We start from the raw sequence: 23,998 nt of genomic DNA on the forward strand, positions 1-23,998 counted from the left end.
CATTATAATAAAGGCAGGATCTCGCTCTCGAAGAAGGAATCCACATCCTTGGCAGTCATATTGCGGATCTTTTTGCCATTGACCGTCATGCAGACGCCGTTTACGCAGTCTCCCATGCAGAAGCTGCCCTTGAGCTCTACCTGATCCTGAAGCCCGGCGTCGGCGATTTTCCGGCTCAGCTTTTCCACAATGGGATGCGAACCCTTCAGATGACATGCGCTTCCAATGCAAACACTTACTTCTACCATACCCTTTTCCTCCAATTATCCCGTATTAAGAAAATACTCTTGTCTGTATTATACCGCATCCCATCAGAGAAGGAAATACGGTTTTTCGCTTTTATGCGCGGTCTTCCAGCCGCGGCATGACCTGGGTTTCAAAAAATTCAGCCGCCGTGTCCCCACTGACGCTGTAGACCTTTTCTTCGTCCTCGCCCAGCGTCACGGAAACCGCATCCACACAGTGCCCCTTGCAGAAAGCGGCGCAGAGCTCGATGGCATCCTGCAATCCCTTTTCCTCGATCATGCGCTGAAAACTCTGGATCACCTGCTGGGATCCCTTGATATGACATGCGCTTCCAATACATACATTCAATTTCAACATTGTTTTTCATCCTTTCCCGCCATAGGGCAGCCTGTTTCTAGAAGATTGTTATTTTTTTAACATGCTTCTATTGTAATATGTTTTCCCCTGCCAGACAATGATAAAAAATTGTCAAAACCCCGCTGTTTCTTCTATTTTATCATTTTTAATACGGGAATGCCATAGATTCCGTATTAAAAATTCCATTCTCCATCCCTCGAAAAAAACCTGTGTTTAAATTGCTTGACCCAGTGGTATTATAAATTTACAATACATGGCAACAGCGATTGATAAAAAATTATCAATCATTGAATATTTTTATAAGTGAAAGGAAGAAAACAATGGCAAGATTTACATTACCCCGGGATCTGTATTTCGGCGAAAACGCAATGGAAGAGTTAAAAGCCCTCAAGGGCCACAAGCGGGCATTTATTGTAATCGGCGGCGGCTCCATGAAGCGGGGCGGCTTCCTGGATAAATTGGAAAGCATCCTGAAGGAAGCGGGCCTGGAAACCCAGCTGTTTGAGGGTGTGGAACCCGATCCTTCCGTGGAAACCGTTATGCGCGGCGCCAAAGCCATGGAGGCTTTCCAGCCGGATGTCATCGTTTCCATCGGCGGCGGTTCCCCCATGGACGCGGCAAAGGCCATGTGGGTGTTCTATGAGCATCCGGAAACCAAATTCGATGACATTAAAGACCCCTTCACGATTCCCAAGCTGCGGAACAAGGCCATCTTTGTCGCCATCCCCTCCACGTCCGGAACGGCCAGCGAAGTAACCGCCTTCTCCGTCATCACGGACTATTCCACCAAGATCAAATATCCTCTGGCGGATTTTGAGATTACGCCGGATATCGCCGTGCTGGACCCCGCGATTGCAGAAACCATGCCCAAAAAGCTGACGGCTCACACGGGCATGGACGCCATGACCCACGCCATCGAGGCCTATGTCGCCGCCTTGCGCAGCGATTTCTCGGATCCGCTGGCGCTCAAGGCGATCAGCATGCTGGACGAATATCTGATCGATTCCTATAACGGCGACAAGGTTGCCCGCGGCAAGGTGCATATTGCCCAGTGCCTGGCCGGTATGGCCTTCTCCAATGCGCTCCTGGGCATCGTTCACTCCCTGGCGCATAAGACCGGCGCACAGTATGATCTGCCTCATGGCTGCTGCAACGCCATCATGCTGCCCTATGTCATCCAGTATAATTCCAAGGTCTGCATGGAACGTTTTGCTGATATCGCCCGTTGCATGGGTCTGCCGGGCGCTACGGACAAGCAGCTCACCAATGCCCTGGTGGAAGAAATCCGCCGTCTGAACAAGCGGCTGGAAATTCCCGCTTCCTTCAAGGAAGCCGGCGTTTCTGAAGAACTGTTTAACTCCACCGCCGACTTCATCAGCGAGCATGCCGTGGAAGATCCCTGCACAGGCGCCAATCCGCGGGAAACCGACGCTGCCAACATGAAGAAAGTTTTGACCTGCGCATACTATGGCGAGGACGTCACATTCTAAATTGCTTTCGATTTCCCCAGTCTGGGGGATGCATAGTCACTTTTCGGCAATGGCCCCGGTTTTCCGGGGCCATTGCTCCTTATGGGGCTTTATCTCTGTAAACGAATGCGCCGTAGATGCCGCCATCCAAAACCAGCGGGAAATGTATTACAGACGGCCGATCTCATAAAGGCAGGATACAGAAAAATTCCTCTTCCCGGCCGGTTGTATTTGCGAATCAGGGGCCAGAAAGTAGCAGTTACTTCGTCGAAAGAAGCCCGAGACAGTCTATGAAGGACAGGCTCCTTTCTCGGGCAAGATGCCCGACCGGGAATAAATCCCCGCGGGGTTCGGCATTCTAATCCTATGGAAAAACAGGAGGTTTTTATGGAAACATTAAAGGAACTTCATACACGTCTGCTCGCCTCGGCAATTCATGGCGATGCCCCGCTTCCCAGCGACGAGGGGCAGCTGGATTGTCTGCTGCATCCGGAGAAATATGCCGCCGTCCTTCCCGGCGGAGAGCCATGCACCTGCGGCAAGGACGCGCCCTGCATAAAAAGCTGTCTTTTTTCAGCTCTGACCAAAGACGAAACAGGAAAAATACACATCGACAAAGACAAATGCTGCGGCTGCGCCGCCTGTCTTGACGTCTGCGATAAGCTGGAGCCAAGCCGCGATACGCTCGCCCTGCTCTATGCCCTGAAGGAACCCCAGCCCGTCTATGTGATGATCGCCCCAGCCTTTATCGGCCAGTTCAGTGAAAATGTGACTCCGGGCAAGCTGCGGGCCGCCTTCAAATCCCTGGGCTTTGCAGGGATGGTGGAAGTCGCGCTGTTTGCCGATATCCTGACCCTCAAAGAAGCCTTTGAATTTGAAAACGCCGTTCACAGCCACGAGGACTTTTTGCTCACCAGCTGCTGCTGCCCGGTTTGGATCTCCATGATCCGCAAAATCTATCACCAGCTCAAGCCGCATATCCCCGGTTCGGTTTCGCCCATGGTCGCCTGTGGCCGGGTCATCAAACGCCTGCATCCCGAGGCAAAAACCGTGTTCATCGGGCCATGTCTCGCCAAAAAGGCAGAAGCCCGGGAATCCGATGTGGGAGATGCGGTGGACTTTGTCCTTACCTTTCAGGAAATCCAGGAGTTCTTTTCCCAGGCGGATATTCACCCCGAGCAATTCCCGGAGGACAGCCGGGATCACTCCTCTTCGGCCGGCCGTCTCTATGCCCGGACAGGCGGCGTCAGCGAGGCGGTGGAGAACTGCCTGGAGCGCATTCATCCCCGCCGGGATATCCCCATCAAGACGGTCCATGCCGATGGCGTCAAAGACTGCCGCGCCCTTTTGGAGCGGCTCCTTGCGGGAGAAATCCCCGGCAACTTTATCGAGGGGATGGGCTGCAAGGGCGGCTGTGTAGGCGGCCCCAAGATCACCATTCCCCGGGAGGAAGGGAAGCGGAATGTGGAGGCCTATGCCGCCGGCGCTTCCAGCCGGACGCCCATCGATAACCCCTATGTCATTGAGCTTTTGGAACATTTGGGCATTCATTCTCCGGAAGAACTTCTCAAAAATAGTGAAATATTCACAAGAAAACTATAAAATTGTTTGTTAACTTATCGTTCCAACCCAACAAAACCGCAATCATTTTTTGCGGTTTTTCCTTTTTATATCACGTTTTATTAACATTTGTTATGCTTCTGTTAATTTTCTGGTTTTTCTCTCTTTTTTTGTTGCACTTTCGGATGTTGCGTGTTATTATAATCTATCATATTTTCTCTGGTGGAGAAAAAAACAAAGTTGTCACTGCCCGCATTTTTTTGAAACGGGTTTGCTTCATAAAAAATGCCGCGTAAACGCCAACAATATCAGAAAGGAGAACCAACAAATGATCAACAGACTACTAGAACATGCGCGCAATCTTGGTTGTTCCGATATCCATATTATGAGTGGGGAGCCTCCCATCGTCCGGCTCCGCGGCGAGCTTACGCGCATCGGCGATCTGAACCCCTATACGCCCGAGGAAATCCGCTGCATCGCCTCGGATATGATGCGGGTTTCCGTGAGCGATCCGGATCCCGACCGGGATTCCCAGTTTTGCTATATTACGCCCATGGGCAACCGCCAGCGGGTGAATATCTATCATTCCCAGGGGCGGTGCAGCATTGCCGTCCGGCTTCTCCAGCCCACCGTTCCCACAATGGAGGCCTTTCACCTCCCCGCGGTTCTGCGGTCGGTGGCCAAATACAGAAGCGGGCTGGTTCTCATCAACGGAGAAGCCGGCAGCGGCCGGACCACAACGGTCACCGCGCTTTTGAATCTCATCAACGAGAAAAAGGGTTCCCATATCCTGATTTTGGAAAGCCCGGTGGAATATATTCATGAAGGGAAGCGTTCCCTCATCAGCCACCGTTCGGTGGGGACAGATGTGGAATCCCTGACCCAGGGGGTGGAAGCCGCCCTGAAGGAGGATGTGGACATCCTTTCGCTGGGGGAACTGACGGACGCCGCTTCCATCGACGCCGCCCTCGCTGCGGCGCAGGCCGGATGCCTGGTTTTTGCCTCGCTCCGGGCCGACAGTACCCAGGCCGCTTTTTCCCGGATCCTTCGCGCATATCCCGCCCAGGATCGTCCGGTCGTTCTGCGGCAGCTATCCCGTTGCCTGCGGGCTGTCACGACCCAATGCCTTCTGCCCGTTGCCGGCGGCGACAGCCTGGTTCCCGCTTTTGAAATTTTGCGGGTCAATGATGAAGTAGCTTCCCGAATCGCTCTGGACCGGCTGGATGAAATCCGCCCTCTCATGCGGGAGGATTCTTCCTTTGGGATGTCCACCATGGAACAGTCTCTGGCGGAGCTGGTGAACAGCCAGACAGTTACAAAGGAATGGGCCCAATATTTTTCCCTTCAGCCCCAGGAGCTGGCGGAATATTTGAAATAATGCCCGGTCACCCGGCGGCGGCTTTTCCGCCGCTTTTTTCTTGCATTTTCTCTTACAAAAAATGTCTTTCTATCCTTCTTTTCTCCGCCGGGCATTCCGGCCCCGGACTTTTATCCATAACAAAAACGGCGCCGCCCTGGCAGCACCGTCCCAAGCATATTCATATGTCTTTTTGCGTTGGTTCTGTCCTGGATGCTTCCCGTATTCCGCTCCCTGAACCATCCCGCCGGGATTTTTTTACATACAGCGACACCGCCGTTTGGACAATATTCTGCCAATGTTTTCTTTGCCCTTGACTTTTCTTCCCTCCGTGGAGTAGTATAATCCCGAAAAAACAGGAGGAGGTTTCTATGGCACACATTCGACTGCTTTGCCTGGATATCGATGGAACGCTGCTCAATTCCAAAAATGAAGTGACCCCCGCTACCCGCGCCGCTCTGCAAAGAGCGCAGAAGGCAGGGATTCTCCCGGTTCTCGTCTCTGCGCGGATGCCCAAAGGCATCCAGCCGCTGGCCGATGATCTGGGCCTGCCCGGCCCCATCATCAGCTTCAGCGGCGGCATGATCTCTCATAGGGATCATGTGTTGAAAAGCACAGCCCTTCCCCTCTCTCTGGTCCGCCGGTTATGCGCACAGGCCGGCGCCCATGACGTCCATCTCAGCATCTATCAGGAAAACCACTGGTATGTGAACCGGGCGGATGCCTGGGCCCGGCAGGAAGCCGAGATCACCCACACATCCTTCCGCCAGGCAGAATTGCCCTCTCTTTTTGAAGCCTGGGGAAAAAACGGCCAATCCGCCAACAAGCTGATGGTCCTGGCCGAACCGGAAAAGGTCGACGCGCTTCAAAAAGAGCTTCAGGAAGCCTGGGGAACGCAGGCCAATATCTATCCTTCCAAGCCTACTTATTTGGAAATTATGCCCGGAGGGGTTTCCAAAACCGGCGCCATATCCTTTTTGATGGACGCTTATGGCTTTTCCCGGGAAGAAGTGATGGCCATTGGCGATAACTATAACGATGTCTCCATGCTCTCCTTTGCGGGACTGGGCGTCGCCATGGGCAACGCGCCTCTTCCCGTGCAGCAGCAGGCAGACGCCGTCACCGCCGCAAACGATGCGGACGGCGTTGCCAAAGCCATTGAAACCTATTGCCTGGCCTGAAAATAACGGTAAAAAGCGAGGAACCGGAAGCACGTTCTTTTGTGCTCCCGGTTCCAAATCCCTACCTGTTTATAAACAATCGGTGAATCGATCCTTTGACGCAAGTTGTAAGAAATACCAAAGAACCCTTTTCGGAATGGTTTTAGGATACCTTCTTTTTCCTTAATTTTCAAGGGAAATTACAAACTAACCATTTTTTCTGCCTTTTTTGCATATTTATATTTTTCGTGAAAAAAACATGATATACTAATCCTAAAGAATCCATATATTTGGGGGAAACCCATGAACCGATCAAAAAATACCTGGCCTGCCGTTTTCCTTCTGGTTTCGGTCATCGTCACAGTTCTTCTCTATTATATGCTGTTTTTAACCAAGCTCTATATCCCAAAAGACGTCATTGTCATGGATCAAGGTTGGAGCCTGACCTCTTCCCAGGGGACGCAGCAGGTTTCTATCGGAGGCCGTGTAGAGGGCGCGGACTTTGATGAATTTTATACTTTGGAGCGCCGCCTCCCCTCGGGGAGGGATTATTCCTCGGCCGCCCTGTTCTTTCAGAGCAACCATCAGGACGTTGTGGTTTCGGTGGACGGCAGCGTCATCTATACCCAGGTCGTCTCCGAAAGCAATCCGGCGGAGATCCGAAATAACTATGTCTATCTTCCCGTGAACTATCAGGAAAAAATCCTGACCCTCTCCATCCATTCGGATTCCCCGCATTATTACGATATCGTCTCCCCTGTCTACTTTGGAAACTATAACCAACTTCATGAGATCTCCAACAACAATTCCGGCTTCCGCTACCTATTTTTGGGCGCGTTTATCACGGCTTTTTTGTTTTTTATCGTCTATGCCATCCGCATTCTGCGGCGGCCTTCCGAATATAACCGCTATTTTTTCCTGGGCCTCTTTTTCCTGTTTTCCGCCGGGATTTCCGCCGTCTATGCGCCCACCATTCCCCAGATCGTCGCTCCGGCCTATGTCTCCCTGGTTCAGTCCTTTGTTCTCTTTCTAGCTCCGCTGCCTCTGCTCATCTATCTGAACATTGCCGCCAGCGCCAAGCTACGCCGATGGATGGTGATCCCTTTGGCCCTGGAGATCCTGCTCCTGGTGTTTTCTCTGTTGGTTGAGCTTTTAGACATCTTCCCCATCGCGGTAGTGATGAATTTCTTTTTCGTCGTATTGGCCGTCCATTTTGGGTTCGCCTTCTGGCATGTCATTTCTCTCAAGCGGGCCGGACGCGAACCTCTTCTCCCGCTGGCTGCCCTTTGCCTGCTCTTTTTGGTGACCTGTTTTGATGTCTATGCCTATATCTGGATCAAGCCCATAGAGGATTTTCGCCTTGTAAAGGCCTTTCTTCCTGTCTGCTGTTCTTATATCATTTTCCGTTCCACTGCCCGCATCACTCGGGAAAAATATAAGGGGTTGTTCAAAGAAGAGCTGAATACCTATGTGGCCGATGCCGTATCCAAAAACTATGAAATGCTGGAACAGCGCATCAACGAGATGCACAAAATTTCCCATGACCTGAAAAACCACTACAGCATGCTCTATCATCTCTATGCCGGCGGCCGCCAGGAGGAAGCCCTCTCCTATCTCCAGAACCTGTGCAACGATTATGTTCGCACGCTCCCCTTCTGCAACACCGGCAACGTCGTGGTGGATTCCATCATTAACGATAAACTCTCCGCCGCCCAGGCGCTCCATGCCGACATCCAGCAGATGGTGAAGCTGCCTCCGTCCCTGCCCTTCTCAGACCGGGATCTGTGCAGCATTCTGGTAAATGTCCTGGACAATGCCCTGGACGCCCTGGCCCTTCAGGAGCACGGCACGCTGGAGCTTTCGATTTTCTATGAGGACCAGCAGCTGTTCATAATGTGCAAAAACAGCAAGGTTGGAGAAACCATCGAGCGGGACGGCCGGTTCCTGACGACCAAATCCTCCAAAATGATCCATGGCTATGGCATCAGCATCATCCAGTCGACGGTAGAAAAGCATGAAGGAACCATGCATATCGAATATGACGACACTTCCTTTGAAATCTATATCTCCCTTCCCCTGGATTCTCCCCTGCCCGTTCCCTTCTCCCATAAGAGACATTAAAAAAGAGCCGTGCGGCTCTTTTTTAATGGACAATGGACTTTTTATGATAGGCAAAAAACGCGGCCTTTGTCTTTTGGGCATTGGGCCGGCTGATGCTCACGCTCACGCCGTTTTTCAAAAGCATTTCGCTGGCTTTCAGCTTGACGCAGTATTTGAAATTCACGATGAAGCTCTTGTGACAGCGGATGAACCGGGAATCCAGCTGCTTTTCCAGCTCGTCCAGGCGGATTGCAGATTCCACCTCGTCGTTCTGGGTATGGATAATCGTCTTGCGGTTGATCCGCTCGATATATACGATATCCTCCTTTTGAACAGACAGGCTGGATTTTCCATGGGGCACCACCAGGCTGTCCTCCCGGCCCTCTTCCAAAATTTCCTCCAGAAGCGTGCGGACCGTATCGATGCGGATGGGCTTTAAAATATAGCGGAACGCTTTTGCCTTATATCCTTCGATGGCATAATCCGGCGTGGAAGTGATAAATACAATATGGTTTTCCACCCCCATCTCCCGCAGGGCCATAGCTGTGTCGATGCCGTTAAGCTCCCCCATGAGAATATCGAGAAAAATCACATCCGCTTGGTGCCCGGCCCGCGCATAGGAGAGGATCTCTTCTCCGGAAGCAAACGTCCGCACCTCCGCATGCAGGCACAGCTCTTCCGCCTGTTGCAAAACCAATTTTTTATATTCCTCCAGAAATCCTGGCGCGTCATCGCAGATCCAGATTTTCATATGCCGCTCCATTTCCGCCCAAAGGCAAAATATTTATCACAAAAAATCGGATTTTTATTAGTATACCACAGCCGCCCCAAAAAGTTCAATTCCTCTGCCGCAAATCCCTTGCCGCCGCGGCAGGATGTGCTATAATACAAATAGAAACTCTAAGATTGGAGGAAACAAACCATGCAAAATGCACAGGCGGTTCGCCATATGACCGACATCATGGCGAAATTCATCGCCTATTCCGGAAAAGTCCTCCCAGATGACGTATACAAAAAATTGCAGGAGCTGCGCCGGGAGGAGACCGGCGAGCTGGCCACCGCCATCTATGACACCATGTTTGAAAATCAGGCCCTCGCCAAAAAGCTGGACCGGCCCTGCTGTCAGGATACCGGCGTATTGCAGTTTTTTGTGAAATGCGGAACCCATTTCCCTCTCATCGGGGAGCTGGAGGCGCTTCTGCGCCAGGCGGTGATCGAAGCCACCGTCAGCGCGCCGCTGCGTCACAACAGTGTGGAAACCTTTGACGAATACAACACGGGCAAGAATGTTGGCAAAGGTACTCCCACTGTATTCTGGGAAATCGTCCCTGGCGGCGATTCCTGCGAAATCGACACCTATATGGCCGGCGGCGGCTGCACCCTTCCGGGGAAGGCCATGGTTCTGATGCCGGGTGCAGGCTATGAGGGGGTCACGCAGTTCGTCATGGATATCATGACCAGCTATGGCCTGAACGCATGTCCGCCGCTGCTGGTGGGCGTGGGCGTAGCCACATCGGTGGAAACGGCGGCTCTTCTCTCCAAAAAGGCCCTCATGCGCCCGCTGGGGCAGCATAATCCCAATCCCCGGGCAGCCTCCATGGAAAAGCTGCTGGAGGACGGCATCAACAGCATCGGTCTTGGCCCGCAGGGCATGACGGGCAAGGCGTCGGTCATGGGCGTTCATATCGAAAACACCGCCCGCCACCCCTCTGCCATCGGTGTTGCAGTGAGCATTGGATGCTGGTCGCACCGCCGGGGCCATATCATCTTTGACAAGGATCTCAACTATACCATCACATCCCATAAGGAGGTCACGTTATAATGGCAAAAAAGATATTGACAACGCCGCTTTCGGCAGCCGATCTGGAAGACATCCGGGTGGGCGACATTATCTATCTCACCGGCCATATCGTCACCTGCCGGGATGTGGCGCACCGGCGGCTCATTGAGGAGGGACGTGCGCTGCCCATCGATGTCCGCGGCGGCGCCATCTTCCATGCCGGGCCAATTGTCCGCCCCATCGAGGGAGAACAGGACGCCTTTGAAATGGTTTCCGTCGGCCCCACCACCAGTATGCGGATGGAAAAGTTTGAAAAGGACTTCATCCGGGAAACCGGGGTGCGGGTTATCGTGGGCAAAGGCGGCATGGGCCAGGGAACCATGGAAGGCTGCCGGGAATATAAGGCCATCCACTGCGTTTTCCCCGCAGGCTGCGCCGTTGTCGCGGCTACGCGTGTGGAGGCTATTGAAAGCTCTCATTGGCGTGATCTGGGCATGCCGGAAACCCTATGGAACTGCCGGATCCGGGAGTTCGGCCCGCTGATCGTCTCCATCGATACCCATGGGAATAACCTGTTTGAGCAAAACAAAGTGATTTTCAATGAGAGAAAGGATGCAGCCACGGCGGAAATCTGCAAGCATGTGGGCTTCATCAAATAGACCAACCGAAGCGCCCTCTTCCTTTTTGGGAGTGGGCGTTTTTTATTGGATAAACCTGAATGGGCCCGCGGGGGAGAGGGGATTTGGATACGGCCTGTAAAAAAGTGGGCCAGCCACATTTCGCAGAAGTCTGCTTCCGCCGCAATCCATCTTCCGCAAAAAATTGCTTGATACTATATCGAACCGTTAAACGCCAGCAGGGGGATTTTCAAAGCACTGGAAATCGAGCAGACTTCAGAAAAATCCGGCTTTCTTCTTTTGGTTCCCTTCCGCGCATCCCGTCTTTTCCCCGATGCCTTTTTTCTGAAAATTTTCTGAAACAATATATCCTAATTGGATTTTTCGTGCTACAATGTAGGGCGTTTGGTATATTTATTTTTTCCTTTCGAGGTACACAATGGAACAGAAAAAATCCAGCTCATGGTTTCTTGCCGCCGGAATTCTTCTCCTGTCATGCAACATGCGGGGACCCATCACTGCCATTGGCGTTCTGGTGGGAGAGATCCAGCAGGACTTGTCCATTTCCAGCAGTCTTGCCGGGCTGCTCACCAGCATTCCCCTCTTTTCCTTCGCGGTCTTTTCCCTTCTTGTCCCCTCTCTCTCTGACCGTATTGGAAATACCCGCAGCGTAGTGTTAGGGCTTCTGATCCTCATCGCCGGGCTGCTCATGCGCTCGCTTTTGGGCACTATCGGACTCTTTTTGGGCATGTTTTTGACCGGCCTCGGCATCACGGTATTTAACGTCTTGATCCCCAGCCTGATCAAGGAAAATTTCCCCTTGCAGATCGGCCTCATGACCGGGCTGTATAACTGCTGTCTGACAATTTTTTCGGGTATCAGCTCCGGGGCCTCCGTGCCCATCAGCCAGGCCACCAGCTGGCAGTTTTCCCTGCTCATCTGGCTGCTTCCGGCGGCGGTATCCCTTGTCATCTGGGCTTTTGCTCTGCGCCGGGAGCCCCGGCCTGCCCTGACACAGGCTCATACCCCAGGGCAGACCCCATGGAAAGTGCTCTTCCGCTCCCCTCTGGCATGGCAGGTGGCCTTCTGTATGGGCCTCCATTCCTTTATCTGGTATAGCCTGTCGGCATGGCTCCCCTCCCTGCTTCTCATCAAGGGAATGAATGCAGAAAGTGCTGGCTTTATTGGCTCTTTTCTCCAGCTTCTCTGTCTCCCTTCCTCTCTCCTCGTGCCCATTATCGCCACCCGAATGCATAGCCAGCGGCTCATCAGCGCCCTCTGCTACAGCTGTTATTTTGTGGGACTCCTGGGGCTTTTGTTCATTCCCGGGGGCTTTTGGCTGTATTTCTTCATCGCCATTCTGGGGTTAGGCTGCGGAACCGGGGTTCCCCTGGCTGTCAGCTTCATCGCCCTGCGGAGCAACAGTGTTGCGCAGGCGGCCCAGCTTTCCGGCATGTCTCAGGCTATTGGCTATTCTCTGGCCACCATTGGCCCCATTCTCCTTGGATTTTTATTCGATCTCACCCATAGCTGGACAATCCCTCTGCTTCTTTTGGCAGCCGCGGCGGCGGCAATGGCGGTGTCCGGCCACTTTGCCGGAAGGGACATCAAACTTCCCGAATAAAGAGCGTTTTCCGGGGCGTTTTCCCGTTGACTTTTCCCCCTCGGAGTGCTATTCTGATTAGTAATCATATACGGAGGAGAAGCGAAATATGGCATATTTTTTTGAAGAACCGTCCCATACCTTTGGTGAATATCTGCTCGTTCCCGGTTATTCTTCCACGGAATGCATTCCCGGAAACGTATCCCTGAAAACGCCCCTGGTCAAATTCAAAAAAGGCGAAACTTCCAGCATCAACTTAAACATCCCCCTGACTTCCGCCATCATGCAGTCGGTCTCCGACGATAAAATGGCGATTGCGCTTGCAAAAGAAGGGGGTCTTTCTTTTATATATGGTTCGCAGTCAATCGAGGATGAGGCCAAAATGGTGGCTCGTGTGAAGAGCTATAAGGCCGGCTTTGTCACCAGCGATTCCAATATCACGCCGGAGAGCACGCTCCGGGATATCGTCGCTTTGAAGGAGCGCACCGGCCATTCCACCGTCGCCGTTACCGACGACGGAACGGCAAACGGCAGGCTGGTAGGGCTGGTGACCAGCCGGGATTACCGCCTAAGCCGCATGTCGCTGGACTGCAAGGTTAAAGAATTTATGACCAAGTTTGAGGATCTGATCTGCGCCAGCGACAAAACCTCCCTGAAGGAAGCCAACGACATCATCTGGGATCACAAGCTGAATGCTCTTCCTCTCGTGGATGAAAACCAGCGCCTCAAATATATGGTGTTCCGCAAGGACTATGACTCCCATAAAGAAAACGCCCTGGAGCTGCTGGATGACCACAAACGCTATATGGTGGGCGCGGGCATCAACACCCGGGATTATGAAGAGCGCGTTCCCGCGCTGGTGGAAGCGGGAGCGGACGTCCTCTGCATCGATTCCTCCGAGGGCTTCTCGGAATGGCAGAAGCTGACCATCGAGTTTATCCGCAAAAAATACGGCGATTCCGTCAAAGTGGGCGCGGGCAACGTGGTGGATAAGGATGGCTTCCTCTTCCTGGCCGAAGCGGGAGCGGATTTCGTGAAAATCGGCATCGGCGGCGGCTCCATCTGCATCACCCGGGAACAGAAGGGCATCGGCCGCGGCCAGGCCACGGCGGTCATTGAGGTTGCCAAAGCCCGGGATGAATATTTTGAAAAGACCGGTGTATATATTCCCCTCTGTTCAGACGGCGGCATTGTCCACGACTATCATATGACTCTGGCGCTGGCCATGGGGGCGGATTTCCTCATGTTGGGGCGGTATTTCTCCCGTTTCGACGAATCCCCCACCAACAAGGTCAACATCAACGGCAGCTATATGAAGGAATATTGGGGCGAAGGCTCCAACCGGGCCCGCAACTGGCAGCGGTATGATATGGGCGGGGATAAGAAGCTGTCCTTTGAAGAAGGCGTGGATTCCTATGTCCCCTATGCCGGGAGCTTGAAAGACAACGTCACCATGTCCTTAAGCAAAGTGCGGCACACGATGTGCAATGTGGGCGTTCTAAACATTCCCGATCTGCAGAAGAACGCGAAAATCACCCTGGTTTCCTCCACCAGCATTGTCGAGGGTGGTTCCCATGATGTCCTGCTGAAGGATAAGACACCCCAGAGCTGAGCGGCTTTTCCACGAAATTTTATGACACCGGGCTATGCATCCTGCATGTATAGCCCCTATTTTTAGGAGAATATCTATGCCAAAAATTGACAGTATCATTTTTGACCTGGACGGAACTCTTTGGGACGCCAGCGCAGGCGTTCTGGACGCCTGGAACGATCTCATCCAAAAGGAGGGCCTCTCCATGCGGATCAGCGAGAAACAGATGCAGGGCGTCATGGGGCTGGGCATCGAGGATCTGGCTGCCAAACTTTTCCCTGGCCTGGAACGGGAAGAACGCCTGGCCCTTGTGGAGCGCTGTTATGTGGCGGAAACCGAATATCTGTATGACCACGGCGCCATCCTCTATCCAAAGCTGGAAGAAACCCTCCGGGAGCTCGCCCGGGAATATCCCCTGTTCGTGGTGAGCAACTGCCAAAAAAACTATATCGAGGCTTTCTATCATTCCCATGGACTGGGCGGCTATTTCCGCGACCGGGAATGCTCGGGCAATACCGGGCTTTCCAAAGGAAAAAACATCCGCCTGCTGGCGGACCGGAACCACCTTTCGCATCCCATTTATGTGGGGGACATCCGCGGCGACCTGCGGGCCTCGGAGGAGGCCGGGATTCCCTTTCTCTATGCCCGCTATGGCTATGGCGATTTAACGCCCGAAGAATATACCTATTATGTGGATGCCTTTGGCGATCTCCCCGCCTGTCTCCGACAAATCACCCAAAGCTAAAGAATTTAAAAACCCACTCGTCAAACGAGTGGGTTTTTATGTGAAAAAGCATCCGGGCTTTTGTCCTCTCCGGATGCTTGCTTTTATTTTTGTTTCTGCATCACGGAACCGGATAGGCCCCGTCATAGACCGTCTTTTCATATCCCTCGGGATCAGTGTTTCCTTCTGTGCTGATCATGAGCAGAACGGAATCCTTCGTGAACCCCAATGTCTCTCTCTGGGCAGCGCATTCCTTCCGGGAGAGCACCAGGGATGCAAATCCCAAGCCGATCCCTGCCGATTCGCCCGACAAGAAATGGGGATCCTCTCCCTGGGGCGCCGCCGCCAGGCGCATGCCCCGGGCCGAAACAAAATCCGGGCATTTGGCATAAAAGTCCGCGTGATCCCGCAGCACCGGCCAGGCAATTTTGCTGGGCGTGCCGCAGTTCAGCCCTGCCATGATGGTCTGCGTCTCCCCGGCGATGCTGTGCGGCATGCCATCCGCGGCCTTCGCCGAAGCATAGATACAGGCCACAGTTTCCGGCTCCAGAATTGTTGCCGCCGGCGCATTTTCACCAAAACAAGCCGCAAAATATCCCAACACCCCCGCCGCCATAGAGCCGACGCCTGCCTGAAGAAAGATATGGGTGGGCAGTTTTTCGCCATAAGCCCGCATCTGGGAGAGAATTTCCAGGGGAAGGGTCTGATAGCCCGCCGTGATATCGGCGGGAATCGCCTCATAGCCATCCCAGGCCGTATCCTGCATGAGAATCCATCCGTTCTCCTTTGCCTTCTGCGCCGCCAGGGCAACTGTCTCGTCATAGGTCAGGTCGGTGACGGTGACCGTTGCGCCGGGAATCGCCCCAATGGCATGGGCGCGGCTCTCCACGGTGCCCTTGGGCATAAATACAAAGGAGCGGCACCCCAGCCGGCTGGCCGACCAGGCCACGCCCCGGCCATGGTTTCCGTCGGTGGCCGTCGCAAAGACCATTTCCCTGAGCTTTCTATGCGCCTGCGGCGTTTGAAGATCGGCATAGACGACAGCTTCGCCATTCCATCCAAATTCCCGGCAGGCCAGACGGCTCATGGCATAGAGAGATCCCAGGCTTTTGAAGGCATTGAGCCCGAACCGGAAGGACTCATCCTTCACAAATATTTCCCGGACTCCCAGCTTTTCCGCCAGGTGCCTGAGGCGGCGCAGGGGCGTCTCCCGATAGCCAGGAACCGACTGGTGAAACCGGAGAGCATTTTGCGCCTCCGCCTCGCAAAGATAGGCCGGCAGAGGGCCGCCTGGCTTCCTGCCCGTCAAAAGTGAGATCCCAAGGGAACTTTTCAGCTCAGTCATTGTCTTCCTCCGCATGCAGATAGGTTTCCACGATAAATTTAGGCCGCGCCTTGGTTTCCATATAGTTCTTGCCCACATATTCCCCCACTACGCCAATGGCGATGAGCTGCAGCGAGCCAAAGGTCCACAGGGAAGCGGCAATCGTCAAAAGTCCGTCGGGATAGCCGCAGATGCAGCGGATGCCAAACACCAGAAGCGCGATCAGGCTCAGAAAGAACAGGAGGCATCCCACGGAAAAAATCAGCCGAATGGGCCGGATAGACATGGAGGTGATTCCCTCGGTGGCAAAAGCCAGCATCTTTTTCAGCGGGTATTTGGATTCCCCGGCAAAGCGTTCATGGCGCTCATAGGTGACAACCCCTGTTTGGAATCCAATGAGGGGAACAATGCCCCGGAGAAACAGGTTCACTTCCCGGAATCCCTCCAGCTCTTCCAGCGCCCGCCGGCTCATGAGACGGTAATCTGCATGGTTATAAACTACGTCTACTCCCAGCCGGCTCATAATCTTATAGAAGCCCTGCGCCGTGGATTTTTTGAAAAAGGTGTCCGTCTTGCGGGCGCTGCGAACCCCATAGACGATCTCGCAGCCCTCGTGATACTTGTCCAGCATCTCGTCCACCGCATCGATATCGTCCTGCAAATCCGCATCCATGGAAATCGTCACGTCCGCTTCTCCCTTGACGGTCATCAATCCCGCCAGCAGAGCATTCTGGTGCCCCCGGTTGCGGGAGAGCTTGACTCCGGAAAACAGCGGGTCTTTTTCATGAAGCTCACGGATCATAGCCCAGGTTTTGTCCTTGGAGCCATCGTCCACCAAAACGATCCGGCTCCCCTCTCCGATTTTTCCCTGCCCCTTGAGCGAAAGAATTTTTTCTTTCAGCCGCCGGGTGGTTTCGGGGAGGACTTCCTCTTCATTATAACAGGGAACAACAATAAACAGTTTTTCTTTCATTTTTCTTCTCGGTTTCTCTTTTTTGCGTGGATTCCGGCGTTTTGCGGAATCAAAAAAATGGGCTGTTGCTTTGAATGGTTCGATTATATCACAAATCCATGCCAATTTCAACGCGCCGAACATATCGGCGAATCTTTGCAAAAACAGACAACATTCTGCCCTTGACAATGTTGCAGAACGGAATATAATATGAAATTGAAAATCAGTTTCATATTTAGGAGACAGATTGTGATGAAACACGCCTATAATACAAAACAGCGGGAAAACATCCTTCGTGTCCTGCGGGAAACCAATGGCTCCCATATCACCGCCGATGGGCTGGCCGCCCTTTTGCAGGAGCAGGGGACGCCTGTTGGGAAAGCCACCATATACCGCTATCTGGAGGCCCTGGTGGAACAGGGAATGGTGCGCAAATATGTGATGGAAGGGGCCAGCGCCTGCTATCAATATATCGATGCGGCGTCGGCCTGTGCCCAGCACCATCATTTCAAATGCACTGGCTGCGGGCGTCTTTTTCATATCGACTGCGCAGTTTTGCAGGACATGGAGGCCCATCTTCTGCGGGAACACCATTTAAAAATCGATCCCACCCGCACCGTTCTTTATGGACAGTGCCCGGAGTGCGCCGGGAAAGACGAGGCACATCCATGAGTCGGCGATGCAGGCGCTGCCTCTGTCTTTTTCTGTTTCTTCTCTGGATGGCGATTCTTCTTGGCGGCTGTTCCCTTCCCTTTTCCAAGGATACCCCGGAGGACGGAAAGCTGCGGGTCACCGCCACTCTCTTTCCCCAATATGACTTTGCCAGGGCCATCGCCGGGGACCGGGCCGATGTCGTCCTGCTGATCCCGCCGGGCCTGGACAGCCATTCCTATGAACCTTCTCCCGCCGACCTGATCTCCATCAACCGCAGCGATCTCTTTTTCTATACCGGAGAGTATATGGAGAGCTGGGCGGGCGACCTGATCGCGGGCTTGGAAAGCGATACAGTGCAGGTAGTGGATGTCTCCCAGGGGCTGACGCTCATAAGCGAGGAGGAGGAACACGGCCACGATCACGAGGAGGAATCCCTCTTCGGACACCATCATGAATATGATCCCCATATCTGGACCAGCCCGGTTATGGCGAAAACCATGGTCGAGAATATAGAAAAAGCCTTTTGCGAAAAAGACCCGGAGGGTGCTTCCTATTATCATGCCAACGCCCAGGCCTATCTCCGGGAGCTGGACACCCTGGATCAGGAATTTCGGCAGATCGTCGCCCAGGGGAAGCGCAGGGAGATCCTGTTCGGCGGCCATTTTGCCCTCTATTATTTCGTTCGGGAATATGGCCTGTCCTATGAGGCGGCCTACGATTCCTGCGCCTCGGAAACCGAACCCAGCGTCCGGGCCGTCAAACATATCATCGATGAGATTCGGGAAGAGGATATCCCCGTCATCTATTATGAAGAACTTTCCGATCCCAAGGTGGCCCAGGCCATTGCGGAAGAAACCGGCGCCAAAATGCTGCTCTTTCATTCCTGCCATAACGTCTCCAAAGACGAATGGGAGGCCGGCGCCACCTATCTATCCCTGATGCGGCAAAACGCAGAAAATCTGAAGGAGGGACTATCCTGATATGCCCATTCTCACACTGCGCGGCGTGAGCGCCGCCTATGATCACCATACTGTCCTCTCCGGCGTGACCTTTGCGCTGCAGGAGGGGGATACCCTCGCCATTGTCGGCCCCAACGGCTCGGGCAAAAGTACGCTGGCCAAAGCCATTTTGGGCCTGCTCCCTCTGCAGTCCGGCAGCATCTCCTGGGGGGAGGGCATCTCTCCCCGGCAGATCGGCTATCTGGCGCAGCAGACGCAGATCCAAAAGGATTTCCCCGCCTCTGTTCAGGAGGTCGTGCTCTCCGGGCGGCTCAACCATCTGGGCCGCCGCCCCTTCTTTTCCCGGGAGGACCGCCGGGCCGCCCAGAAAAATATGGTGCGCCTTGGTATTGATGCGCTGGCCAAACGCTCCTATCGCGATTTGTCCGGGGGACAGCAGCAGCGGGTTCTCCTGGCCCGGGCGCTTTGCGCCACGGAAAAGTTATTGCTGCTGGATGAACCCGCCACTGGGCTGGATCCTCTGGTGACGGCAGAGCTCTATCAACTCATTGATTCTCTCAAGAAGGAAAAGGGGCTTTCCATCATTATGGTGACGCACGATATCGCTTATGCCGTTTCCAGCGCCACGAAACTGCTGCATCTGGAGGAAAAACCGCTGTTTTTCGGCACGCCGGAGGAATACCGCAGGAGCGAGCTCGGCCGCCGTTTTTTGGGAGGAGAAAGCCATGCTTGAATTGTTTGCCGATTTGTTTTCCTATTCCTTCATGAGCCGGGCCATGATTGTCGGCGTGTTGGTGGCTCTCTGCTCGGCTCTTTTGGGTGTGAGCCTGGTTCTCAAGCGATATTCCATGATCGGGGACGGCCTTTCCCATGTGGGGTTTGGCGCGCTCTCGGTGGCCGTTGCCATGAATGTCGCCCCTTTGCAGGTTTCCATTCCCGTGGTGGTCATCGCGGCCTTTTTGCTGCTCCGCATCAACAGCGACAGCCGCATCAAGGGCGACGCTGCCATCGCTCTGATTTCCAGCAGCGCTCTGGCTATTGGTGTTATCGTCACATCCCTCACCACCGGCCTCAATGCCGATGTCCATAACTATCTGTTTGGCAGCATCCTGGCCATGTCGGAAAGCGATGTTGTGTTGAGCATCTCCCTTTCAGTTCTGGTTCTGCTGCTGTTTATCGTGTTCTACCACCGCCTGTTCGCTGTCACCTTTGACGAATCCTTCGCCCGGGCCACCGGCACACGCTGCAGCGTCTATAACATGCTTCTGGCCCTTCTGACGGCCATTACCATTGTCGTGGGCATGCGGATCATGGGAGCCATGCTGATCTCCAGCCTGGTGATTTTCCCCGCCCTCACCTCCATGCGGGTCTGCCGGAGCTTCCGCGGGGTTATCCTCTGCTCGGCAGTCATCTCCGTCCTGTGCTTCTTTCTGGGGATGTTTGCCTCCTATGTGTTCTCTACGCCGGCCGGCGCCAGCGTGGTCGTCGTCAATCTGGCCGCCTTCCTGCTGTTCTCCCTTGTCGGCAAATGCCGGCGGGCCTGACAAAACACGGATCGTTTGGTTTTCCAGCCTCATAACCATATGGACGTTTCCCGCGCCAAGGATATCTTTGCGCGGGAAAATAATTTTATCTGGAATATAATTCCCGCGGAAGGGACATTCCGGAATTTTCCCGTCAGCTGGTATTTGGCAGAAAGCAGGCTCTTATCTCCTTATTCTATCCTTCACTCCCCTCCCGTCTGACCGTCGCCCTCTCCTGAATGGCTCCTTTTTCCCCTGGCGTGCCGCAGTTCTCCCAGCAAAAACGGGAGGCATACTGCCTCCCGTTTCCCATCGCTTATTCTTCCGGCTCTTTCAGTTCTTTTTTCTTGTATTTTCCCCGATTAAAGATATCATAGAGGGCCGGAACCACAAACAGCGTGAGCAGTGTTCCATAAACCAGCCCGCCGATGGTCACAACTGCCATGGGCTGGATCATGCCCGCGCCCGTTCCCACGCCCAGCGCCATGGTGAACAGGCCAAGGATGGTGGTGATGGCCGTCATGAGGATGGGGCGCAGACGCGTCCGGGCCGCATCCAAGATGGCTTCCCGCTTTTCCATGCCCTCTTCCCGCAGCTGGTTGACATAGTCCACCAGCACGATGCCGTTGTTGACGATAATTCCCGCCAGGATCAGGAAGCCCAGCGCCGCAATGACCGAAAGCTCCATGCCCGTCAGCAGCAGGGCCAGCAGGCCGCCTGTAAAGGCCAGAGGGATGGTAAACAGCACGATGAAGGGCGACAGCAGCGACTGGAACTGGGCCACCATGATGAGATAGATGAACACCACCGCGACCAGCACCAGGAATACCATATCCCGCATGGCGGAGGATATCATCTCGCTCTCGCCCTGAATCTCGATGGAATAGCCCTCTGGCACTTCATAGGCATCGAGCTTTTTCTGCAGCTCCCGGCTCACCAAGCTCACGTTGTGCGCGCTGTCCACATCACAGCCGGCGGTCACAACGCGCTGCTGGTTAACCCGCTGAATGGTCGACAGACCCTCGGCGTTGCTGATAGAGGCGATATCCTGAAGCTTCACTGTCTTTTTCTCGCCGTTTTCGTCCTCTTCTTCCAGCGTAAGCTCCATCTCCCGGATATCCTGCGGCGTCTTATCGAGGTTCTTCCCGTCAATGACCACCACAGGGACATCCTGGTTTTCAATGGTAATATTCGTCGCCGTTTTTCCCTCAGCCAGCACCCCGCTGATCTCAGCATAGACCTGCGCCACTGTCAGCCCATGTTCCATGGCTTTATCCTTATCCACGGTGATGCGGATTTCCGGCGTGCTCTCTTCCATGCCGTCGGAAACCTCTGTTGTTCCCTCAGTTTCCTCCATTAGTGCGGCAACTTCTCCGGCCATCCGGCGGAGCGTATCCAGATCCCGGCCCTCGATATTCACCTGGATCCCGGTCCCGCCCAGGGCCGACATATCCATATTGGAAGTGGAAACCGAAAGCTCGCAGTTCATCCCCTGGGTCTTTTCTAAAATTGCCGTTTCCAGCTGGGCATTGGTCTGGGCCTTATTTTCATCCAGAAGGAGATAGAAGGACGCCTCGGTCTTAGAGCTGTTCCCCAGCATGCTCTGGCCCCCGATCATGGCCCCCACAGTCTCCACATCCGGGATCTCCAGGATCTTCTCCATCACCTGCCCCGCCATCTCTTTCGTATCAGCAAAAGTGCTGTCCTCCGGCATGGTCATGGTGACAGACATCTGGCTGCTGTCTGCCTCGGGGATAAAGGACATCCCCATGCTCCCCACCATTACGCCGCAAAATACCAGAAGTGCCGTCACCAGGCACAAAACCGGCGCCTTATGGGAAAGCGTCCACCCAAGGGCTTTGACATAGCCGTTGGCGAACCCGTCAAACCATTTATGCTTTTTCTCCCGGGTTTTTACCAGCATGCCGGACGCCATCGTCGGAACCAGTGTCAGCGCCACAATCAGGCTGGCGATGAGGGAATAGGCGATGGTCAGGCCCATATCCGTAAACAGCTCTTTAGAGATGCCGTCGGTAAATACCAGCGGCAGGAATACGCAGATGGTGGTGAGCGTCGAAGCGGCGATCGCTCCCGCCACCTGTTTTGCTCCTTTGACGGCTGCTTCCCGGATGGGAACGCCCAGGCTCCGCATGCGATAGATATTTTCGATTACCACAATGGAATTATCCACCAGCATGCCCACCCCCAGAGCCAGGCCCGAAAGGGAAATGATATTCAGCGTAACGCCTGTGAAATACATCATGGCCACGGCAAAAATCACGCTGATGGGGATCGACAGGGCAATGATAATGGTCGGCCGCGCATCCCGCAGGAAGAGCAGCAGCACGAGAATCGCCAATACCGCGCCATAGAGCAGATTTTCAATGACAGTTCCGATGATGATATGGATATATACCCCCTGGTTCATCAGGGTAGTAAAGTGCAGATCCGGATTTTTGGCCTGAAGCTCATCCATCGTTTTTTCAATGGCATCCGTCACATCCGCAGTGGAATAGGTCGCCTGCTTCTGGAAGGAGAGGATCACGCCGTCGTTTCCGTTCACCTTGGCATACAACTCATCGGCGTTGTCCGCCAGCTCCACATCCGCCACATCGTTCAGCGTAACCTTTTCCATGCCTTCTATATCCAGCGTAAACAGCAGCAGCCCCTGCATCTCCTCGGGCGTGGCAAACTGGTCGCCCACCTTCACCAGATAATCCACGCCATCCGCCGCCACATAGCCCGCCGGCATGGAAAAGTTCTGCGCCGTCAGAAGGCCGGAAACCATATCCGCCGTGATAACGCCGTCCAGAGACGCCTGCTTAAACGCCTCTTCCCGGGCGGCCTCAAATTCCCCGGTTTTCGCCGCCAGCTCCTTCTCCCCGCTGGAAATCTGCTGCTTGGCCTTGGAAAATTCGCTGTTCATGGTCTGCCTGGCGGTGTCCAGCTGGCCAATCTGTTCCTCCAGCTGTGCCTTTTGCGTATCCAGCTCGCCTTTTTTCGCCTGGGCTTCGCCAAGCTGTTTTTCCAGCTCGGAAAGCTGCGCCTGCGCGGTTGTTTTCTGGGCCTCCAGAGCGCCGATATTCGCGTCCATCTGAGCCAGCTGTTCCTCCGTCGCTCCGGCGGCGGCCATTTCGCCGCGCTGCTTTTGCAGGGCGGCCAGGCTTTCCTCCAGCTTGGAAATCCCTTCCTGAGCGGCGGTCCGCCCGTCTTCCAGCTGGCCGATGCCGCTTTCCAGCTCTTTTTCCCCGGCTTCCAGCTGCTCCCTGCCGGACTCCAATTTCTGATACGCACTCTCCAGCTCCGCCGTCTTTTGCTTCTCCGTCTCGGAAAGCTGTTTTTTCCCGCTGGCAAGCTGAGCCTTGGCGTCCTTGAGCTGCCCTTCCACTTTTGAAAGATCGCTGTCTATGCTGGCCAGGATTTTTTCATTCAGCGCGTCGATCTTTTCCTGGCTGATGGTCACCTCCATCTGGCTCTCGATCAGGCCGGAGGGGGTGACCGAAGCGACGCCCTCCGTGCCCTCCAGTTCTGTCAGAATCTGTTCATTGACCAGCCGGGAAACCTCCTGGACATCCATTCCCTCCACGTCTACCGCGGCCAGAAGAACCGGCATCATATTGGGGTTCAGCTTCATAATCATGGGGCTGCCGACGCCGCTGTCCTTCCATGCTGCCTCCACCTGGTCGAGGCTCTCCCGCATATCCACGGTGACGGAATCCATATTTGCATTGTTGCTGAACTCCAAAATCACCATGGAGAGGTTCTCGCTGGAAATCGAGTTAATCTCCTTGATGCTGCTCATGGTGGCCATTGCCTGCTCCACAGGCTTTGTCACCATGGTTTCCACTTTCTCCGGGCTCGCGCCGGGGAAGGTGGTATAGACCACTGCATAGGGCAGGTTCATGCTGGGCAGCAGGTCTGTCGTCATATTCAGAAAGGAAATGACTCCCAGCAAAATCACCAGCACCACCGCGACTACCACAGTATACGGCTTCTTTACGCTCCATTTTGATAACATTTTG

At 54.2% G+C, this 23,998-nt stretch carries 20 protein-coding genes; 14 read left to right on the top strand and 6 right to left on the bottom strand.

What is annotated here, in order from left to right; all coding sequences use genetic code 11:
• Nucleotides 1–2: 2 nt before the first annotated feature.
• Together H8693_RS04415 and H8693_RS04420 are read right to left on the bottom strand one after the other, a co-directional pair.
• Nucleotides 3–248: a (2Fe-2S) ferredoxin domain-containing protein gene (locus H8693_RS04415; RefSeq protein WP_178618018.1), complete on the bottom strand. Its 246-nt coding sequence runs from the start codon at nucleotides 246–248 to the stop codon at nucleotides 3–5.
• A gap of 91 nt (nucleotides 249–339) precedes the next feature.
• Nucleotides 340–603: a (2Fe-2S) ferredoxin domain-containing protein gene (locus H8693_RS04420; protein WP_178618021.1), complete on the bottom strand. Its 264-nt coding sequence runs from the start codon at nucleotides 601–603 to the stop codon at nucleotides 340–342.
• Nucleotides 604–923: 320 nt separating this feature from the next.
• On the opposite strand from H8693_RS04420, the gene H8693_RS04425 reads away from it, so the two are divergent.
• From H8693_RS04425 to H8693_RS04445, 5 genes are all read left to right on the top strand, one after another.
• Complete coding sequence (locus tag H8693_RS04425; RefSeq protein WP_249279946.1) at nucleotides 924–2,093, top strand: iron-containing alcohol dehydrogenase; 1,170 nt, start codon at nucleotides 924–926, stop codon at nucleotides 2,091–2,093.
• Between the two features lie 366 nt (nucleotides 2,094–2,459).
• Nucleotides 2,460–3,674 carry a [Fe-Fe] hydrogenase large subunit C-terminal domain-containing protein gene (locus H8693_RS04430; protein ID WP_249279947.1) on the top strand — a complete coding sequence of 405 codons (1,215 nt, stop codon included), beginning with the start codon at nucleotides 2,460–2,462 and terminating at the stop codon, nucleotides 3,672–3,674.
• Nucleotides 3,675–3,960: 286 nt separating this feature from the next.
• Nucleotides 3,961–5,010 carry a type IV pilus twitching motility protein PilT gene (locus H8693_RS04435; protein WP_249279948.1) on the top strand — a complete coding sequence of 350 codons (1,050 nt, stop codon included), beginning with the start codon at nucleotides 3,961–3,963 and terminating at the stop codon, nucleotides 5,008–5,010.
• 350 nt (nucleotides 5,011–5,360) lie between these two features.
• Entirely contained in the window at nucleotides 5,361–6,170 is an 810-nt protein-coding gene (locus H8693_RS04440) for a Cof-type HAD-IIB family hydrolase (RefSeq protein ID WP_249279949.1), read from the top strand.
• A gap of 282 nt (nucleotides 6,171–6,452) precedes the next feature.
• Nucleotides 6,453–8,270: a sensor histidine kinase gene (locus H8693_RS04445; protein ID WP_249279950.1), complete on the top strand. Its 1,818-nt coding sequence runs from the start codon at nucleotides 6,453–6,455 to the stop codon at nucleotides 8,268–8,270.
• Nucleotides 8,271–8,292: 22 nt separating this feature from the next.
• Here H8693_RS04445 and H8693_RS04450 read toward each other — a convergent pair whose 3' ends face one another.
• Nucleotides 8,293–9,000 (bottom strand): LytR/AlgR family response regulator transcription factor, encoded by a 708-nt coding sequence (locus tag H8693_RS04450; protein ID WP_249279951.1) that lies wholly within the window; start codon nucleotides 8,998–9,000, stop codon nucleotides 8,293–8,295.
• A gap of 171 nt (nucleotides 9,001–9,171) precedes the next feature.
• Here H8693_RS04450 and ttdA point away from each other — a divergent pair, with 171 nt between their 5' ends.
• The 5 genes from ttdA to H8693_RS04475 all read left to right on the top strand — a co-directional run bounded on the left by ttdA (nucleotide 9,172) and on the right by H8693_RS04475 (nucleotide 14,585).
• Entirely contained in the window at nucleotides 9,172–10,071 is a 900-nt protein-coding gene (gene ttdA, locus H8693_RS04455) for a L(+)-tartrate dehydratase subunit alpha (protein WP_249279952.1), read from the top strand.
• Nucleotides 10,071–10,688: a L(+)-tartrate dehydratase subunit beta gene (ttdB, locus tag H8693_RS04460; protein ID WP_249279953.1), complete on the top strand. Its 618-nt coding sequence runs from the start codon at nucleotides 10,071–10,073 to the stop codon at nucleotides 10,686–10,688. Before ttdA ends, ttdB begins: the two co-directional genes overlap by 1 nt.
• 397 nt (nucleotides 10,689–11,085) lie before the next feature.
• On the top strand, nucleotides 11,086–12,270 hold the full coding sequence (locus H8693_RS04465) for a CynX/NimT family MFS transporter (RefSeq protein ID WP_249279954.1): 1,185 nt from the start codon (nucleotides 11,086–11,088) through the stop codon (nucleotides 12,268–12,270).
• Between the two features lie 88 nt (nucleotides 12,271–12,358).
• The gene (locus tag H8693_RS04470; RefSeq protein WP_249279955.1) at nucleotides 12,359–13,861 is read left to right on the top strand and encodes an IMP dehydrogenase; all 1,503 of its coding nucleotides are present in this window, start codon (nucleotides 12,359–12,361) and stop codon (nucleotides 13,859–13,861) included.
• A gap of 76 nt (nucleotides 13,862–13,937) precedes the next feature.
• The gene (locus tag H8693_RS04475) at nucleotides 13,938–14,585 is read left to right on the top strand and encodes an HAD family hydrolase (RefSeq protein ID WP_249279956.1); all 648 of its coding nucleotides are present in this window, start codon (nucleotides 13,938–13,940) and stop codon (nucleotides 14,583–14,585) included.
• Between the two features lie 100 nt (nucleotides 14,586–14,685).
• Here the strand turns inward: H8693_RS04475 and H8693_RS04480 are convergent, their stop codons facing one another.
• Nucleotides 14,686–15,909, bottom strand: a complete 1,224-nt coding sequence (locus tag H8693_RS04480) for a diaminopropionate ammonia-lyase (RefSeq protein WP_249279957.1) — start codon at nucleotides 15,907–15,909, stop codon at nucleotides 14,686–14,688.
• On the bottom strand, nucleotides 15,902–16,861 hold the full coding sequence (locus H8693_RS04485) for a glycosyltransferase family 2 protein (protein WP_249279958.1): 960 nt from the start codon (nucleotides 16,859–16,861) through the stop codon (nucleotides 15,902–15,904). Before H8693_RS04485 ends, H8693_RS04480 begins: the two co-directional genes overlap by 8 nt.
• A gap of 231 nt (nucleotides 16,862–17,092) precedes the next feature.
• On the opposite strand from H8693_RS04485, the gene H8693_RS04490 reads away from it, so the two are divergent.
• From H8693_RS04490 to H8693_RS04505, 4 genes are read left to right on the top strand one after another with little or no spacing between them, the layout of a single operon-like run.
• Nucleotides 17,093–17,512: a Fur family transcriptional regulator gene (locus tag H8693_RS04490; RefSeq protein ID WP_249279959.1), complete on the top strand. Its 420-nt coding sequence runs from the start codon at nucleotides 17,093–17,095 to the stop codon at nucleotides 17,510–17,512.
• Nucleotides 17,509–18,474 (top strand): metal ABC transporter solute-binding protein, Zn/Mn family, encoded by a 966-nt coding sequence (locus H8693_RS04495; protein ID WP_249279960.1) that lies wholly within the window; start codon nucleotides 17,509–17,511, stop codon nucleotides 18,472–18,474. Before H8693_RS04490 ends, H8693_RS04495 begins: the two co-directional genes overlap by 4 nt.
• A 1-nt stretch (nucleotide 18,475) precedes the next feature.
• Entirely contained in the window at nucleotides 18,476–19,186 is a 711-nt protein-coding gene (locus H8693_RS04500; protein ID WP_249279961.1) for a metal ABC transporter ATP-binding protein, read from the top strand.
• Complete coding sequence (locus H8693_RS04505; protein ID WP_249279962.1) at nucleotides 19,179–19,997, top strand: metal ABC transporter permease; 819 nt, start codon at nucleotides 19,179–19,181, stop codon at nucleotides 19,995–19,997. The genes H8693_RS04500 and H8693_RS04505 overlap by 8 nt, the downstream gene beginning before the upstream one ends.
• A gap of 295 nt (nucleotides 19,998–20,292) precedes the next feature.
• Here H8693_RS04505 and H8693_RS04510 read toward each other — a convergent pair whose 3' ends face one another.
• Nucleotides 20,293–23,994, bottom strand: a complete 3,702-nt coding sequence (locus tag H8693_RS04510) for an efflux RND transporter permease subunit (RefSeq protein WP_249279963.1) — start codon at nucleotides 23,992–23,994, stop codon at nucleotides 20,293–20,295.
• Between the last annotated feature and the right edge of the window lie 4 nt (nucleotides 23,995–23,998).

The organism is Guopingia tenuis (assembly GCF_014384805.1).
In the GTDB taxonomy this organism is placed as follows: domain Bacteria; phylum Bacillota; class Clostridia; order Christensenellales; family Christensenellaceae; genus Guopingia; species Guopingia tenuis.